Origin of the sequence: Schauerella aestuarii (assembly GCF_009866805.1) — a bacterium.
Taxonomy (GTDB): domain Bacteria; phylum Pseudomonadota; class Gammaproteobacteria; order Burkholderiales; family Burkholderiaceae_B; genus Schauerella; species Schauerella aestuarii.
On sequence record NZ_SIZW01000043.1, the window covers coordinates 165,627 to 181,406 of the forward strand.

13 protein-coding genes and 1 pseudogene are annotated in these 15,780 nt (G+C 64.3%); 6 read left to right on the forward strand and 8 right to left on the reverse strand.

The features are described 5' to 3' along the window. Positions 1 to 156: 156 nt before the first annotated feature. The gene (locus EYW45_RS20225; RefSeq protein WP_161137276.1) at positions 157 to 1,137 is read right to left on the reverse strand and encodes an AraC family transcriptional regulator; all 981 of its coding nucleotides are present in this window, start codon (positions 1,135 to 1,137) and stop codon (positions 157 to 159) included. 206 nt (positions 1,138 to 1,343) lie between these two features. Here EYW45_RS20225 and EYW45_RS20230 point away from each other — a divergent pair, with 206 nt between their 5' ends. The 5 genes from EYW45_RS20230 (at position 1,344) to EYW45_RS20250 (ending at position 5,885) form a co-directional block, all read left to right on the forward strand. Further along, positions 1,344 to 2,519: an ABC transporter substrate-binding protein gene (locus EYW45_RS20230; protein WP_161137277.1), complete on the forward strand. Its 1,176-nt coding sequence runs from the start codon at positions 1,344 to 1,346 to the stop codon at positions 2,517 to 2,519. Positions 2,520 to 2,606: 87 nt separating this feature from the next. Beyond that, positions 2,607 to 3,917, forward strand: a complete 1,311-nt coding sequence (locus EYW45_RS20235; protein ID WP_161137278.1) for an aromatic ring-hydroxylating dioxygenase subunit alpha — start codon at positions 2,607 to 2,609, stop codon at positions 3,915 to 3,917. An 11-nt stretch (positions 3,918 to 3,928) separates the two neighbouring features. After that, on the forward strand, positions 3,929 to 4,462 hold the full coding sequence (locus EYW45_RS20240) for an aromatic-ring-hydroxylating dioxygenase subunit beta (RefSeq protein WP_161137279.1): 534 nt from the start codon (positions 3,929 to 3,931) through the stop codon (positions 4,460 to 4,462). Then, on the forward strand, positions 4,459 to 5,088 hold the full coding sequence (locus EYW45_RS20245) for a cysteine hydrolase family protein (protein WP_161137280.1): 630 nt from the start codon (positions 4,459 to 4,461) through the stop codon (positions 5,086 to 5,088). The genes EYW45_RS20240 and EYW45_RS20245 overlap by 4 nt, the downstream gene beginning before the upstream one ends. Further along, positions 5,085 to 5,885, forward strand: a complete 801-nt coding sequence (locus EYW45_RS20250; protein WP_161137281.1) for a glucose 1-dehydrogenase — start codon at positions 5,085 to 5,087, stop codon at positions 5,883 to 5,885. Before EYW45_RS20245 ends, EYW45_RS20250 begins: the two co-directional genes overlap by 4 nt. A 40-nt stretch (positions 5,886 to 5,925) precedes the next feature. Here the strand turns inward: EYW45_RS20250 and EYW45_RS20255 are convergent, their stop codons facing one another. The 4 genes and pseudogenes from EYW45_RS20255 to EYW45_RS20270 all read right to left on the reverse strand — a co-directional run bounded on the left by EYW45_RS20255 (position 5,926) and on the right by EYW45_RS20270 (position 9,874). Continuing rightward, positions 5,926 to 6,252 carry a hypothetical protein gene (locus tag EYW45_RS20255; protein ID WP_161137282.1) on the reverse strand — a complete coding sequence of 109 codons (327 nt, stop codon included), beginning with the start codon at positions 6,250 to 6,252 and terminating at the stop codon, positions 5,926 to 5,928. A 208-nt stretch (positions 6,253 to 6,460) separates the two neighbouring features. Next, positions 6,461 to 6,952 (reverse strand): annotated as a pseudogene (locus tag EYW45_RS20260) (YciE/YciF ferroxidase family protein); the annotation flags it as partial. Between the two features lie 196 nt (positions 6,953 to 7,148). Continuing rightward, complete coding sequence (locus EYW45_RS20265) at positions 7,149 to 8,318, reverse strand: zinc-dependent alcohol dehydrogenase (RefSeq protein WP_161137283.1); 1,170 nt, start codon at positions 8,316 to 8,318, stop codon at positions 7,149 to 7,151. Between the two features lie 284 nt (positions 8,319 to 8,602). Continuing rightward, positions 8,603 to 9,874, reverse strand: a complete 1,272-nt coding sequence (locus tag EYW45_RS20270) for an MFS transporter (protein ID WP_235939166.1) — start codon at positions 9,872 to 9,874, stop codon at positions 8,603 to 8,605. A 248-nt stretch (positions 9,875 to 10,122) separates the two neighbouring features. On the opposite strand from EYW45_RS20270, the gene EYW45_RS20275 reads away from it, so the two are divergent. Continuing rightward, a complete protein-coding gene (locus EYW45_RS20275) occupies positions 10,123 to 11,289 on the forward strand; it encodes an MFS transporter (protein ID WP_161137284.1) in 1,167 nt (388 codons plus the stop codon). Here EYW45_RS20275 and EYW45_RS20280 read toward each other — a convergent pair. Genes EYW45_RS20280 through EYW45_RS20290 form a run of 3 tightly spaced genes read right to left on the reverse strand, consistent with a single transcriptional unit; the run spans position 11,283 to position 15,602 of the window. Continuing rightward, complete coding sequence (locus EYW45_RS20280; RefSeq protein ID WP_202444831.1) at positions 11,283 to 12,470, reverse strand: lipocalin-like domain-containing protein; 1,188 nt, start codon at positions 12,468 to 12,470, stop codon at positions 11,283 to 11,285. The genes EYW45_RS20275 and EYW45_RS20280 overlap by 7 nt on opposite strands. After that, the gene (locus EYW45_RS20285) at positions 12,460 to 14,937 is read right to left on the reverse strand and encodes an FtsX-like permease family protein (protein WP_161137285.1); all 2,478 of its coding nucleotides are present in this window, start codon (positions 14,935 to 14,937) and stop codon (positions 12,460 to 12,462) included. Before EYW45_RS20285 ends, EYW45_RS20280 begins: the two co-directional genes overlap by 11 nt. Next, on the reverse strand, positions 14,934 to 15,602 hold the full coding sequence (locus EYW45_RS20290; protein WP_161137286.1) for an ABC transporter ATP-binding protein: 669 nt from the start codon (positions 15,600 to 15,602) through the stop codon (positions 14,934 to 14,936). Before EYW45_RS20290 ends, EYW45_RS20285 begins: the two co-directional genes overlap by 4 nt. Between the last annotated feature and the right edge of the window lie 178 nt (positions 15,603 to 15,780).

Consider the following 15,780-nt stretch of genomic DNA (forward strand, 5'->3'; position numbering starts at 1 on the left):
TTTATCCGTTAAGGACCGTGCTGTATATATTGGTTTTCCATTAGTTCGGTGAGCGCGAAAACGCGCTAGGCGTGACGGTCAGTCGCACCCGCCGATAGGGTTCGGCGTGCGTTGTGCGCCGTGCGTTCCCAGGCGCATGCGTCGGGCGATGACGCGTCAGCGCCGTGCCGTATCGCTGGGCAGCTCGCCGAAGCGTTGGCGGTAATACTCGGCAAACCGGCCGAGATGGAAAAACCCGAAGGCCATCGCGACCTCGGTGACGTTGGCACCGGCATCGCGGCGCAGACGGTCGTGCGCCGCTTCCAGCCGCAGGCGGCGCAGATCGTTCATGGGCGTGGTGCCGCGATGCACCTGGAACAGCCTCGACAGCGCACTGATGCTCAACCCCACATGCGCGGCGATCTCGGCGAGCGTCAACGGCTCGCACAGCCGGTGCCGCATGTAGTCTTCGGCGGCGGCCAGGCGGCGCGGCGCATTGCACGGGCTTGCCCCGATTTCGCGCCGCCACGAGTTGGGCTGGTGATGCACCAGATGCAGGATCAGCGCTTCCTCGAATCGGGCCAGCCAGGCGCCTTGCGGTGCCGCGCGATCGTCCAGCAGCGGCAGCAGATTCACCAGCCCCATCATCATGCCGCGCCAGGCGGCGCCAACGGGCGTATCCAGCGGCATGGCCGGTTCGAAAGCCAAGGCGGTTTGCATGGGGCGGCCGAAGCTGCGCGCGGCCACCTCCTCGAGTCGTTCGCGTGGAATTTTGAGCATCAATTGTTCGCATCCGGCCTCCCAATGCAGCCTCACCGGCTGGTTGGGAGCGATCACGACCGCACAGGCGGGGTGCGCCGCGACGCGCGTACCGCCGCACTCGATATCGGCCCGGCCCGCGAGGGGCACTTGCACCAGCATGAAGTCCTTGAGCCGGTCTGGATCGATCGAGACTTCGGCGCCGTAACGCAGCGCACAGACGGTGAGCGCGCCCAGCCGGCCGCGATACAGGGCGGCATCGACCGCACCGGGACGCCAGCGCACCCGATGATCCTTCAGCGCGTCCGACACGCGGCGGCGGGCATCGTCGGCGTGAGTCGACTGGAATACGGGTCGGGCATACAGCGGGGCCAATTCCTGTCGCGACAGGGCGGTCATGACGGTCTCCGCGAGAGGAGGAACGTTAGCCGGCGATCCGGGATCGTTGAATTATGAACATTCGACAATTAAAAGAAATCCGGATGATCCCTGCATGAAACGGATAGAGCGGGCGGCGCCAAGTTCGTATCTTATGAACGCAGTCGCAGTGCGGGAAACGAATCGCGGGCGTTCGAACGTTCGCATACACCACAGGGAAAACGCGCATGAGCAAGCACCACTGGCAGGTCCGGACGCTGACCGCCCTTGCACTCTGTATGAGCGTGTCGGCGGCGAGCGCCGCCGACGCGGTCAAGGTTGGCATGGTCACCACGTTGACGGGTCCGGGCGCCGCACTGGGCAACGAGATCCGCGATGGTTTCAATCTTGCGCTTGCGCACACCGGCAACACGCTGGGCGGCCTGCCGGCGGAACTGATCGTGGCGGACGATCAGCAGAAGGCCGACACGGGCCGCCAGGCCGTCGATCGCCTGCTGCGCCGCGACAAGGTCGACGTGATGACCGGCATCGTGTTCTCGAACGTGCTGCTGCCGGTGATGCCGGCGATCCTCGCCTCCAAGGTGTACCTGAGCACGAATACCGGACCGGAAAATTATGCCGGAGCGGGATGCCATCCCAATTTCTTTGCCGTGGCCTGGCAGAACGAAGTCATTCCGGCGGCCATGGGCAAATACGCGACCGACAAGGGCTTCAAGCGGGTGGCTCTGATCGCGCCCGACTATCCCGGCGGCCGCGAGTCGCTCAACGGCTTCAAGCGGTTGTTCAAGGGTGGCGCGATCGACGAGGTATACACCAGCCTCGGTCAACTGGATTACGCCGTCGAAATCTCGCAGTTGCGCGCCAATAAGCCCGATGCCGTGTTCTTCTTTCTGCCGGGCGGCATGGGGGTGAACTTCATCAAGCAGTTTCACAGTGCCGGCCTGGATCGGGACATCGCGTTGCTGGCGCCGGGATTCTCGGGCGACGAAGACACGATCGGCGCAGTGGGCGCGCCCATCGAAGGCTTGTACAACGCGTCGCAATGGGCGGCCGATCTGGATAACGCCGCCAATCGCCGTTTCGTGGCCGACTTCAAGCAAAAGTATGGTCGCACCCCCACGCTGTATGCCTCGCAGGGCTACGACGCCGCCATGCTGCTGGATGCGGCCGTCAAGCAAACCGGTGGCAAGCTCGATCCCGACAGCCTGCGGCCCGCGTTGAAACGGGCCGAGTTTGCATCCGTACGCGGGCCGTTCAAGTTCGACCGCAATCAGTATCCGGTGCAGAACTACTACCTGCGCGTGGTGCAGAAGGGTGCCGATGGCAAGCTGACCAACAAGATGGCCGGTACGTTGCTGACCGACTACCGCGACCCGTTCGCCGACCTGTGCCAGATGCCGTGACGGGCGCCGCCGACGGCAACCGCTGACGGCAATCGTCTTCGACAGTTCGACGTCACACATACCGACTTCACGAAAAAGGAGAGCGCCATGACCGTGGATGCTGCAGTGTTATCCAACATGGTTCGCGACGATAGCGTGCACAAAAGCGTGTACACCGATCCCGCCATTTTCGAGCTCGAGATGGCGCGCATTTACGGCACGGCCTGGATTTATGTTGGACACGAAAGCCAGGTGCCGCGCACGGGGGATTACCACACCACGCGCCTGGGCACGCAGGATGTGGTCATGACACGCACGGGCGATGGCCGCGTGAGCGTGCTGTACAACCGTTGCCCGCACAAGGGTGCCAAGGTCGTGGCCGATGGCGATGGCTGTGTGGGCAAGTTCTTTCGCTGTCCTTATCACGCCTGGACCTTCAAGCTCGACGGCAAGCACCTGGGCGTGCCGCTCAAGCAGGGGCTTGAAGGCACCGGCTACGACGCGCAGTGCGCCGACTTCTCGATGCGCTCGGTGGCGCGCGTCGAGAACTACCGCGGTTTCGTCTTCGCCAGCCAAGCCGAATCGGGCCCGTCGCTGGAAGATTTTCTGGGTGGCGTGCGCTCCTCGATCGACAATCTGTGCGATCGGTCGCCTACCGGCGAAGTGGAAGTGGCAGGCGGCGTATTCAAGGTGCTGCAACGCTCCAACTGGAAGATCTTCTACGAGAATCTGCACGACACCATGCACGCGCGCGTGACGCACGAGTCGTCGGTGCAGGCGGCGCGTGACGAGGCGGCAGCCTTGGGTGAGATGCCGTTCGAGCTGCACATCATGGACGGCAACGGCGAGCCGTACGACTTCTGGGAGAAGCTCGAATTGCGTGCGTACGCCAATGGCCACGGCTACATGGAAGGCATTTTCAATCCCGGGGCTGCCGAGCGCGACCCGGTCTCGCGCGCGCATTTTCAAGTGCTCGCCGAGGCTTATGGCGAAGATCGCGCTCGCGAGATTCTGGGCATGAACCGCCACAACACGGTGATCTACGGTAGCGGCTCGCCGCATACGGTGTTTCAGCAGTTTCGGGTGATTCGTCCGATCGCTGTCGACCGCACCCTGATCGAGATTCAGACGTTCCGCTTGAAAGGTGCGCCGGAGGGTGTGTTCAAGCGCGCGATGCTTTATGCCAACGTGATCAACTCGCCATCGTCCAACGTGATGCCGGACGACGTCGAACTCTACAACCGGTGTCAGGAAGGCAATGGCACCCGCGGCGGCACGTGGGTCAGCATGCATCGCTTCCACGGTACCGACAAACAGGACGCGCACGGCCTGGTGTCGGTCAATGGCACCAGCGAATTGCCCATGCGCAATCAGTTTCAAGCGTGGAAGCGCTACATGCTTTCCGACAGCCCGGTGTGAGGAGCGCGGCAATGTTGCTGGATATCGATTTCGACGTATCGACCCGAAACCTGACACCGGTGGCGGTGTCGCACGACCTGCAGCACCGTGTGCAGCAGTTCCTGTATGCCGAGGCGCGCCTGCTCGATGAGCAGCGGTTCGACGCGTGGCAGGCGCTGTGGACCGACACGGGCATGTACTGGATGCCGCAGATGCACGAACAGGAAAGTCCGTACGACCATATTTCGTTGTTCTGGGAGGATCGCATGATGCGCAGTGTGCGTATCCGCCGTCTCGAGCATGCGCGCAATTGGTCGCAGCAGCCGCCGTCGCACACGGCACGGCTGGTGGGCAATGTGACGGTCGTCGGTGAGGATGCCGAGGGCAATCTGGTGGTGCGCTCGGTGTTCCAGATGACGGAGTGGCGCAAGGTTGCGCCGCGGCAATTGGCCGGTGCCTATACCCACAAACTGACGCCCGTGGATGAGGGGTGGCGCATGCATATGAAACGCATCGATCTCGTGACCGCCGACAGCGTGCAGGATATTTTCGAGGTGTTCGTGTGACGGGCCCAGGGCCTGACGCGGCGCTCCTGGCGCTGCATTATCAAAACGACGTGCTCCATGCCGACGGCCGTATCCGTGTGGGTCTGGCGCAAGACAGTACCGATCGCGACCGTGTCATCGCGCGGGCGGGCGCGCTGCTCGCCGGCGCGCGCTCGCAAGGGTTGCCGATCGTGCACGTGCGAGTCGCGTTTCGCGCCGATTATGCAGACCTGGTCGCCAACTGCGCGATCTTCAAGGCAGTGGCCGCGTCGGGCGCAGTTGTGGAGGGCACGTGGGGAAGTCGATTCCTGGCGGGGCTTGAGCCGGATGTGCAAAGCCGGCGCGAAGTGGTCGTCACGCACACGCGCATCAGCGCATTTCAGGGGACGCCGCTTGCTGAATTGCTGCGGGGCTGGGGCATCGTTCGGGTGCTCGTGGCCGGCGTGGCCACCCACTCGGTGGTGGAGGGCACCGTGCGCCATGCGTCCGACCTCGGCTTTCGCGTGATGGTGGCGGCCGACGCCTGCGCCAGCGCGGCGCAGGCCATGCACGATGCCTCGTTGGCAAACATGCGGCTCATTGCCGAGGTCGGCGACGTGGCGACCGCCTTGGCATGGGCCGCGCAAAGCGATCTGGAGACGACATGAGTACGGAACAACTGACAGGCAAGGTCGCCATCGTGACGGGCAGCACGCAGGGCCTGGGCGCGGATATCGCGCGTGGCTTGGTGGCGGCCGGCGCCCGTGTGACGATTCTGGGCCGAGGCACGGATGCGGGCGAGTCGTTGGCGCGCGAACTTGGCGCAGCCGCGATCTATTGCGCGGCCGATATCGGCAGCGACGCGGATATTGCGCGCAGTATCGACGCCACGCTCAAGGCGTTCGGGCGGCTCGATATTCTGGTCAACAACGCCTGCGTGTATGCCGATCGCGGTTTGGCGTCCACCCGCGAAGAGTGGCATCACACGCTCGACATCAACCTGATTTCGGCGGCGATTTTCACCCAGAAGGCGGCGCCGCATTTGCCGCGTGGCGGCGTCGTCGTGAATGTGGGCAGCACCGGGGGAAAGTTCGGTGCGGCTGGCCGCGCGCTTTATCCGGCATCGAAAGCCGCGATATTGCACCTCACCAAAAACTTTGCAGTTGAGCTTGCGCCGCTCGGAGTGCGGGTGGTGTCGATATCGCCCGCCTGGACATGGTCGCCGGCGTTGGAATCGTTGGCCGAGGGCTCACGTGAGCGCGCCGACGCAGTGGGCGCGGCCGTGCATCCGCTGGGGCGCGTAGGTCGTGGCAGTGAGGTGGCGGCGGCCGTGTGCTTCGTGTGTTCGGATGCGGCGTCCTGGATCACCGGCGCCGACATCCCGGTGGACGGCGGCTTTTCGGCGCTTGGGCCGGATCGTGGGTTGTCGCCTCGGACATGGTTCGCGGCCACGCCGGAAGAGTAAGCGATTGAGACCCCATAGGGGTCTCAATGCGTCGCCTGGCTCACCGTCGATCTGACGAGTCGCCGTCTTTTCCGGTAGGCGCATTCGATTCGGTGCGATCCGCTTTCCCATCGGCATCCGCTTTCACGTCGCCCTCGGTTTCAGGGTGGGTATCCGCCTTCTTATCGGCAGACGACTTCAGCTTGCGATAGCGGGTATCGGCCGCCAGACGGCCTTCGGCCGAGTCGAACCGGTGCGCCACGCCTTGCGCATGCGCCGCGCGACCGCCTGCCGCCGAGATCAGGCTGCGCGCATGCGCGTCGAGCGCCGCGAAGCCTCGCTTGCGCGGCGGCTTCGGGGGCGAGTCCGGCGGTGGCGCGGTGGTCATCGACCACCAGCCAACACGGCGTTAACCGTATTCATGCTGCCTTCTTCGACGAACCGGTGTCGCTCGATTTTTTAGTCGTGGCGGCATCGCCAGACTTCTTCACGCCTGTCGTCGCCTTCGACGCATCGCCATCATCCTTTGCGATGGCCTTCGATGCGCTGCCGGCGTCCTTCCCCGACGCCTTGGACGTGTCGCCACCCTCCTTTCCTGCGGCCGCCGCAGCGTTGCCGCCGCCTTGCTCCGCCATTTTGGAGAGCTTGTCGTCGGTGGACTTTTCTTCCTGGAGCGTTTCCAGCAGCAGCTTTACAGCGTCGGGCTGATCGAGATGCTTGGCGAGTGCAGCCAACGTGCCGTAGCTGGCGATTTCGTAATGCTCGACCTTTTGCGCGGCGCCGATCAGCGCGGCATCACGTACCGGGCCTTCTTCCACTTCCTCGATCACTTCTTTGCCTTCCTCTACCAGGCCTTCCATCGCGGCGCACTTGATGCGTTTCAGTTTGATCTGCATGCTTTCGACGATCTGATCGATGCGCTCGATCTGGCCGTGGGTTTCGGCCAGGTGGTCGGTAAACGCCTGGGCGAGCATGGGGTCGGTGGCGGCGCGTGCCATTTTGGGCAAGGCTTTGGAGAGCTGCTTTTCGGCACTGTAGATGTCCGACAGATCGTGGACAAACAGGTCGTGGAGGGTCTTGACTGACATGATGGCTATCCTTTGTGCTTGCGTGTGCAGGCGAAGTTGAAGCGGTAAAAACAAACGGTGAAGACGTGTGTCGACGTGGCTCGCGCGGCCTCCAGGCCGCAGTCGAGCAACGTGACGATTGAAAAGGGTTCGGCAGTAGTTGCGCGTTTGCCATGGCCTGAGCGGGCACACGGCGATACGGATCTGCTGTTGAGCCTCAGGGCTTGATGACGACCTTGATGCACCCATCGCGTTTCTCGCGAAAGGTCTCGTACATACCTGGACCTTCTTCCATGCTCACGCTATGCGTGATCACAAAGGAAGGATCGATCTGGCCTTCTTCGATACGGCGCAACAAATCCCCCGACCAGCGGTTGACGTGGGTCTGGCCCATACGGAAAGTCAGCCCTTTGTTCATTGCCACGCCGAAGGGAATCTTGTCGACCATCCCGCCATACACACCGGGAATCGACAGCGTGCCTGCCGGGCGGCACACATAAATCATTTCGCGCAGCACATGCGGGCGGTCCGACTCGAGCATGACGGCCTGTTTTGCGCGATCGATCATCGAGTCGATGGAGCGGGTGGCATGCGCTTCCATGCCGACGGCATCGATGCACTTCTCGGGGCCTTTGCCTTGGGTGAGTTCGTTCAAACGATCGACCACGCTTTCTTCATCGAAGTTGATCGTGATCGCGCCACCTGCGCGGGCCATCGCAAGACGCTCCGGTACTCGGTCGATGCAGACGACCTGTTTGGCGCCGAGCAGAAAGGCGCTGCGGATCGTCATCTGGCCGACGGGTCCGGCCCCCCAGATCGCGACGGTGTCGGTGGGCTCGATATCGCACTGGACGGCCGCTTGCCATCCCGTGGGAAAGATATCGCCCAGAAACAGCACCTGTTCGTCGCTGAGATTGTCGGGCACCTTGATGTGGGTGGTATCGGCAAAAGGCACGCGAACGTATTCCGCCTGGCCGCCTGAGTAGCCGCCGGTCAGATGGCTGTATCCGAACAGGCCGGCGGTACCGTGGCCGAACAGTTTCTCCTGCATGGGACGGTTGCGATTGCTGCGCTCGCAAACCGAGAAGTTGCTGCGCTTGCATTGATCGCACTCGCCGCAGGCGATGGTGAAGGGTACGACGATCCGGTCGCCGATCTTCAATGCGTTGTTTGCCGTCCCGACTTCGACCACCTCGCCCATGAACTCATGGCCCATGATGTCGCCGGATTCCATGGTAGGCATGAAGCCGTCGAACAAATGGAGATCGGAGCCGCAGATCGCGCATGCCGACATTTTGATGATGGCGTCGCGGGGGTGTTCGATTTCAGGATCGGGCACGGTATCGCAACGGATATCGTGTTTGCCATGCCAAGTGAGTGCTCTCATCGTGCGGTGCTCCGGTGCGGTTGATTTCCGAATTTGCCGAAGACATGCGCACTGCTTGTAGAAATCACGGACCGGCTATTTCATCGCGCAATCGATGTACCCGAGCGCGTGCCATTTCGATGCGGACAACGTTAAATCAGTGTCGCGCGGGCCGTTTGCCGGGGCCTGACGCCCGGCGCAACGCGTGCGGCGAAAAAACATGACGGCGACCGCGCACCGCGCAACGCGACGCCCCTGATAAGGGATTTTGTAGAAGGCGTTACCGGCCGTGCTCATCCATAGCGTCAAACACTGGCGGCGGCGGGCGCCGGGCCCTCGTCCGGCAAATCACCGATCCGAACGCCAAGAAACACGGGGATCGCCAGGATCGCAATGCCGCCCAGCACCAGGAAGGCCGTACCGAAACCGATGTGCTCGGCGATATATCCGCCCAGCGCCGGGCTCAACGCCGCGCCCAAGCCCTGCAGCGTGAGCACGCCCGCGAGCCCCGCATTGAAGCGTCCGGTACCGTGCATGATCCGCGCCACGACGCCAACCGTGGCCACGCCGAGCAGGCCGGCGCCGACGCCATCCAACACCTGTACCGGAATGATGCTCCACAACGGCGGCAGGGTTGCGGCGATCAATCCGCGCACGGGCAGCACGAGCAACGCAATGAGCACGACGGTGCGATAACCGCGCTTTGCGGCGATACGCGCGGCCAGAATCGCCATCGGGATCATCGTCAGTTGCGCGATGATGATGGCGGCGGAGAGCCACAGACCGGTCGACGCGCCTTGCGCGCCGAGTTGCAGGCCCACCATCGGCAGCATGGCGGCATTGCCCAGGTGGAAGCAGGCCATTGCCACTGCAAAAAGAAGCAGCGGCCGTTTGCGCAGCAGCGACATGAAGCTGGCGTTGTCGTCGCCGCCCGTGGCTTTGCCGCGCGCTTGTTCGTGGTCGATGGACTTGGCGGGCACGGAGAGCGTCGCGGCGATGGCGCCCACGCTCATCGTGATCTGAGCGATCAGCACGCCACCGATGCCCCAGAGCCACGAGCCGAGCGCACTGGCGCACGCGGCGAACACATTGCCGGCATGATTGGCGGCTTCATTCAACCCCAACTGCCGGTCCAGTCTTTTTTGCCCCACCACCCCCAAGGTGATGCCGGCAATGGCGGGTGGAATGACCGCGCCTGCCAAGGGCATGGCCACTTGCGCCATGACGACCGCCGCCAGATCGGTTCGCCACAGCAATAAGAGGCAGGCCGCCATCACCAATACCGAGGCGAACACCATCAAGGCGCGTTTGGCGTGCGTGGCATCGACCAGGGCGCCTGCCGGGATGGTGGCGATCATCCCGACCAGCCCACCCAAAGTCATCGCCGTGCCGATCTCGGCGGTGCCCCATTGATGCGTCTGCAGAAAGGCGGCGAGGTACGGGCCCAGGCCATCCCGGACATCTGCCATGAAAAAGTTGACGCCGACCAGGCCCGCGGCAGGGATAGACAGCCCGAATAGCGTTCGTCCGGCAGTGGACGCATCGGTCGCGGCGGGCGAGGAGGGTGTCGGCATCATGGCGGTCGCATCCAGAAAGGGGAGAGAGGCGGCGCTCACGGACGCTCACGGGTCGCCATCTGCGCCACCGTGTACACAAGATACATGCCGCAGCGTTGCAAAACCGGGTCAGAAAATAAGGAAATACGGCTGAGGAATGTGTAGGCGTTTTACACCTGTGACGGGCGCCCGTATATTTCTTCGTGAGGTGGGCGGTCGCCGCGCACCGGGCCCGAGCAGGACGTTCGCGCCATATCCGATTGAGCCTCATGCGTATTTCGACCGGCACGGCGTTGCGTGCCTTCTTTTTTCTCTTCTACGGGTTTTACGGCGTCATCCTTCCGTACCTGCCCATTTGGCTGGCAAGCCGGGGGCTGGACCGCGAAACGGTCGGCGTCGTCATCGCCGCGGCATTCCTGCCGAAGATCCTGTCGCAGCCGCTCTTCGCCCACTATGCCGACAAGCACGGCCAGTATCGTCGCCTGATGCTGCTCGTGCTGACGATCACGATCGTGGTGCTGGCCTTGTTTGCACTGGGTCACGCGCCGGCCTGGCTGCTGTTCCTGACGCTCACCGTCCATTTTTTCGTGCCCGCCGTGATGCCCTTGATGGATCGTGCGGCGCTGGCGCAGATGTCGCAGACCGGCACGTCGCAGTACACCCAGATCCGCCTGTGGGGATCGCTGGGCTTTGCCGTGTGTTCGTTGGCCGGTGGCATGGTGATCGACCGGGCCGGCGCCAACGGGGTATTGACCCTGGGCGTGCTGCTGGCGTTGGGTTGCGTGGCCATTTGCCGCCATCTGCCGGCCGCCGAGATGGCCGGCGCCGAGAATATGGTTGCCGGCACGTCGGGCAAGGGGCGCTGGCCGGTGCTGGACATCTTGCGCGATCGCCGCGTGATGGGTTGCATCGCGGCGTCGGCCCTGGTGCAGGCGAGCAATGGCTATCTGTACTCGTACGCGTCGCTGTATTGGGTGAGCCACGGGTTGACGTTGTCGCAGATCGGCGGATTGTGGACCGTCGGCATCGCGAGCGAAGTGTTCTTCTTCATGCAGGCGCGCAAAATCCTCGCCAGGGTTAGCGCCACCCACTTGATCGTGCTGTCGGCGGTCATGACCACGGTGCGTTGGACGGCCTTGTCGATGACGCAGGCCTGGTTGCCCATCGCCGCGTTTCAACTGCTGCAGGGCTTCACATTGGCAGGCAACAATATGGCGATCATGGCGTTTCTCGCGCAAGCGGTTCGGCCCGACGTCCGCACGACCGCCATCGCGCTCTACACCATGCTGTCGGCCGGCGTGTTCATGTTTGCCAGCGTGCAGGCCGTCAACGCGGCGGGCGCCGCCGTCACAGGGTGGGGTTTTGGCGGGATGGCGATTTGCGCCGCACTCGCCATTCCAATCGTGGTGCTCACTCAACGCCAGCGCGGTCAGTAGCCCGTCATCTCGAGATAGCCGCGTCCGCCCGGCGCACCGGATAGCCGTACCGGTCCTTCCCAATACGGGAACGATGTGCCCATCCAGGATTGCGGCTGGATGGCGTCAGCCGTGACATCCACGGCATGGTCCGGCACCTGCACGCGCCACTGGGTGGGCACGCGTTTGCCGTTGTCCTGCCGCGTCCACGTCAGCGCGGTGAGCAGGATCTGATCGCTGCGCAAGGCCGTCGCGGTGCCATCGGCCGCGATCCACGTGCCGGCGCGGTAGGGCGTCCCAGACGTTTGCCGAACCTGAAACAACATCAGCTTGGCGCCATTGCCCAAGTGCAGCGAAAACCAGTCCCAACCCTTTTGTTCGGCGGATAGTGGCTGGCTGCTCCATTCCCGATCGAGCCAGGCCGATCCCGTCACGTGAACGCGTTCGCCTGCATGTTCGATCTCGCCGTCGACGCGATAGAAGGGTTGGCTGAAATAGTACGAGGCCTGGCCTTGGCCAGACTTTTCGCTATAGCCGCGATCGCCATGGGCGACCAGCGGGCCCTCGCTATCGAGATGCAGACGATAGGTGAAGTCGTGTCCGCCGGCCTGCATAAGCAGTCGATCCATATTCACGCCGTCGCGGCTTTCAAGGCGCCAGTCGTCTATCCAGGCACGGAAGGGCAGCGCGTTCACGCCGGCCTGTCCGATACCGCCGCGCGCCAGCGTTTCCGCCGCGCGATGTCCGGTGGGACCATTCAACCCGGCATGCCCCATCCAGACATTCGGGCTGTTCCACCCGGCCTCTTCAGGGCCGGGACGTTGCGCGGACCGGAACAGCGTCCACTGCACGCCCCAGTCACGACCTTGATCGTCCTTGAGATTGGCCGTCACATACCACCATTCGATCCGGTAGCCGTGGTGCGCGCCGAAATCGTCCGGAAAGCGTAAGGGCCGTCCGCGCTCGACCTGCGCAAAGTCGGCGGCATCCTGGCCCAGACCAGCATAGCTGCTGCTCGCAGGCGGTGGGGAGGCGTCGCATCCGGCCAGCAGTGCGAGTGCAAACAACACGAGCGCGCCCTTCACGAGCCCCTGCATCGCAATCGACCTCAGGGTGCCGCGCGTGCACCGCTGCGCGGGCGTCACGGTCGCAGGCAGGACATCGGCCCGCCACAGCATCGGGTACCGCCCGCTAGCGTTCATCGGCGAATTGCCTCAGCAGATCGGCCGGCTGCCGGCGCGCGAGCCGCCATAGCGGACCGGCTGCGGCAATCAGGCTGGTGGCCAAACCGAGCAGCCCAAGCCGCACAAGTTGCTCGGGCATCACGTTGAGCGGCAAGCGCCAGCCGAAGGCTTGCACATTGACCACCGCCACCATGCACCACGCGAGCAGCAGGCCCAGCGGCATGGCCAGCAGCACGGTCAATCCGGCCAGCATCAGCGTTTGCGCCAACGTGAGCCACGCCAATTGCGCTCGGCCCACGCCCAGCGCCCACAACGGCGCCAGTTGCGCCAACCGGCTTTGTCCCAGGGTGAGCAGGCTGATGAAGAGGGCAATGCCCGCGACCGCCAGCGTCAGAATGTTGAGGGCGCCGGTGGCGGCAAATGTGCGCTCGAACACCTCGACCGACCACTGCTTGATCACGCTCTGATCGACCAGTTGGCGGCCATCGAGTTCGAACTGCTTTTCGAGGCCGTTTCGCACGGCGGCGACGCGCTCGCGCGTCACACGCAAGCTGATGCTGGCGAGCGTGGCTTCGCGGACGTGGGTGCGCAGCCACGTGGCGTTCAGCAGTGCGTGGCCTTTCGCGTTGCCGTAGTCCGCATACAGGCCGACGATGGTGAGCGTGCGCGTGCCGCCATCGACGGGTATCGCCAGCGTATCGCCTACCCCGCGTCTGAGGCGGCGGCCAAGCTGCTCGCTCACCATCACGCCCTGTCCGCGGGCAAGCCACTGCCATGCGTCCGGCGTTCGATCGAGCAACGGCCAATGCGCCGCATAGCTGGGATCGTCGACCACGCCCTGAAGTTGCGTGGGCCAGCCGTCGATCCGCACCTCGGTGCGCCACTGCGGCAGCACCGCGTCAATGCCCGGTCGGTCTTGCAACCAGATTTCGATATCGAGCGCCTGCGTCGTATCGCGGGGCGTGATGTAAAGATCGGCGGAAAGCCGTTCGTCCAACCATCCCACAAACGTTTTCCGGAAGCCTTCGGTCATGCTGCCCACGCCCACGCTGGCTGCCAGCGCAAGCAGCAATGCCATCAACGCCAACGACACCGCAGGCAATTGCTGGCGCGCATCCGCCACGAACCATTCGCCGATCGGCCCGCGCCGATAGCGGGCAAGCTGCTTCAGCGCGATATCCAGCAGCCCGGGCAGTAACAGGGCGCCGGCAAGCAACACGGCCGCGACCATGCACAGCGCGGCGAGCAGGCTGTTGCCCCACTGCCAGCAAGCGAAGGCACCCAGGGCAAGGATTGCAGCGACGCCGACCTGGCGCGTGAGCCATATCCCCTGCGCACCGCGCCACGCCTCGGGTTGGGCCAGCGCCAGTACCGGCAGGCGCGCCGCGCGCAGCAGACTGCTGCCGCCCGCGATGAACGCACCCAGGATGCTCATGCCCAATCCGGCCAGCCACCACTGAGGCGGCAAGCTCAACTGGCCGGCGACTTCGGCGCCATAGAGTCCTCGCAGGCTGGCGGCCACATCGCCTAAAAGTGCCCCGGCGAGCACGTAGCCGGTGGCCACGCCGCCCAAGCCGCTCAAGAGCGCCAATACACCGAGCTCGACAGTCAGGGCCAAGATCAGGGCGCTCAAGCCCACACCGCAGGCGCGCAGGGTACGCAACAGGCCGCGGCGTTGTTCGAGCGCCAAGCCGATGGCGGCATGCACGATGAACAAACCGACGATGAAGGCCAGCATGCCGAGCGCCGTGAGGTTGAGATGAAAGCTGTCCGTGAGCCGCTCGAGATCGCCGGTGTCGGTAGCGGCTTGCCACTGCACATCGCCTGCCACCGCTTGCGGCAGGGCCGATTGGCGCGCCGCGGCCTCGGGCGGGAGCAGGAGCCGCGACACCGCGTCCGGGGCGTGCAGGAGCTTCTGGGCCTGACCGATGTCGACGATCACCACGCCGGGCGCAAGCCCCGCATGGACGTGCAGCGGCGGCAACTGCTGACCGTCGCCGGTGGAGGCGCGCTCGCCCGCACGCAATCCCAGTCGCTGCAAGGTGTCGGGCGCGATCCAGGCCTGACCCGGTATGCCGATGAAGGCGCCCAGATCGATGTCGGCGTCGGTGCGTCCGGCAACTGCGGTGCCGGTGGGCAGGGTGAGCGGCTCGATGCCGATCAGGCGCACATTGATCGGCGTGGCGCCCGTCAGACGCAGTCGGCCTTCGAGCACCGGTGAGACGCGCCAGCCGCTGCGCCGCAGTTCCACATAAGCGCGCTGTGGGAGGCGATCGCCACGGGCAGGGACGAGTTGCGCTTGCGCCGGTCCGGTCAACACGGCGCTGGCACGCGCGTAGTCGGCCCGGGCCTGCGTGTTGAGGGCCTGCACACCGGTCCAGAGCGCCGTCGCCAGCCACAGGCCGGCCACCACGCTGGCCAGTTGCAAGGGATGGCGGCGCCAATGGCTCAGCAGCGCACCCAGCACGATATGCATTCCCCTCATGCGATGGCCTGCGGCGCCACACGGCCCAGGTGCAGATGCATGCGGTGGGAGAGCCGTGAAGCCAGATGCGCGCTGTGGGTGACGATGAGCAGCGCGCTGCCCACCTCCGCAACCAGACCCAGCATGAGGTCGAGGACCGCTTCGCTGCTGTGCTCATCCAGGCTGCCGGTAGGCTCGTCGGCCAATACCAGCGGTGGCTTCGAGGCGAGTGCGCGCCCGATGGCGACCCGCTGTTGCTGGCCGCCGGAGAGCTGTTCCGGATAGCGTTCGAGCAATGCGGCAATGCCCAGACGCTCTGCCAGATAGCCGGTCCATGCGGGATCGTTGCGGCCGGCCAACCGGGCCTGAAACGCCAGATTGGCCGCAACGGTGAGGCTGCCGATCAGGTTGTACTGCTGAAACACCAGCCCGATGCCGTCGCGCCGCCAGCGTGCCAGCGCGGCTTCATTACGCCCTTCGAGTGGCACACCATCGATCAGAATGCGACCGCTATCCACGCGTTCAAGTCCCGCGATCGCATGCAGCAACGTGCTCTTGCCACTGCCCGATTCACCCGTGAGCGCCAGGCTCGTGCCGCGCGCAATGTCGAGGTCGACGCCACGCAACACCGGTACCCGGCTATCTCCGGTGACGAAGGATTTGTGCACATTCTCGACCACTAACACGGGGGCTCCTCGGCGCGACGACATGACGGCGCCACGGCGGACGCTCGCGCAAGGTTACTCCCTCTCGCCGCCGCTGCCGGAAGCCGGGCGATCGGCGTCCTGCGCCGTTTGCGTTGTAGACAATCCAAACGTGCGTCTCTATACTCGTTTTAAAAATAGACATCATGTCTAAAAAAAC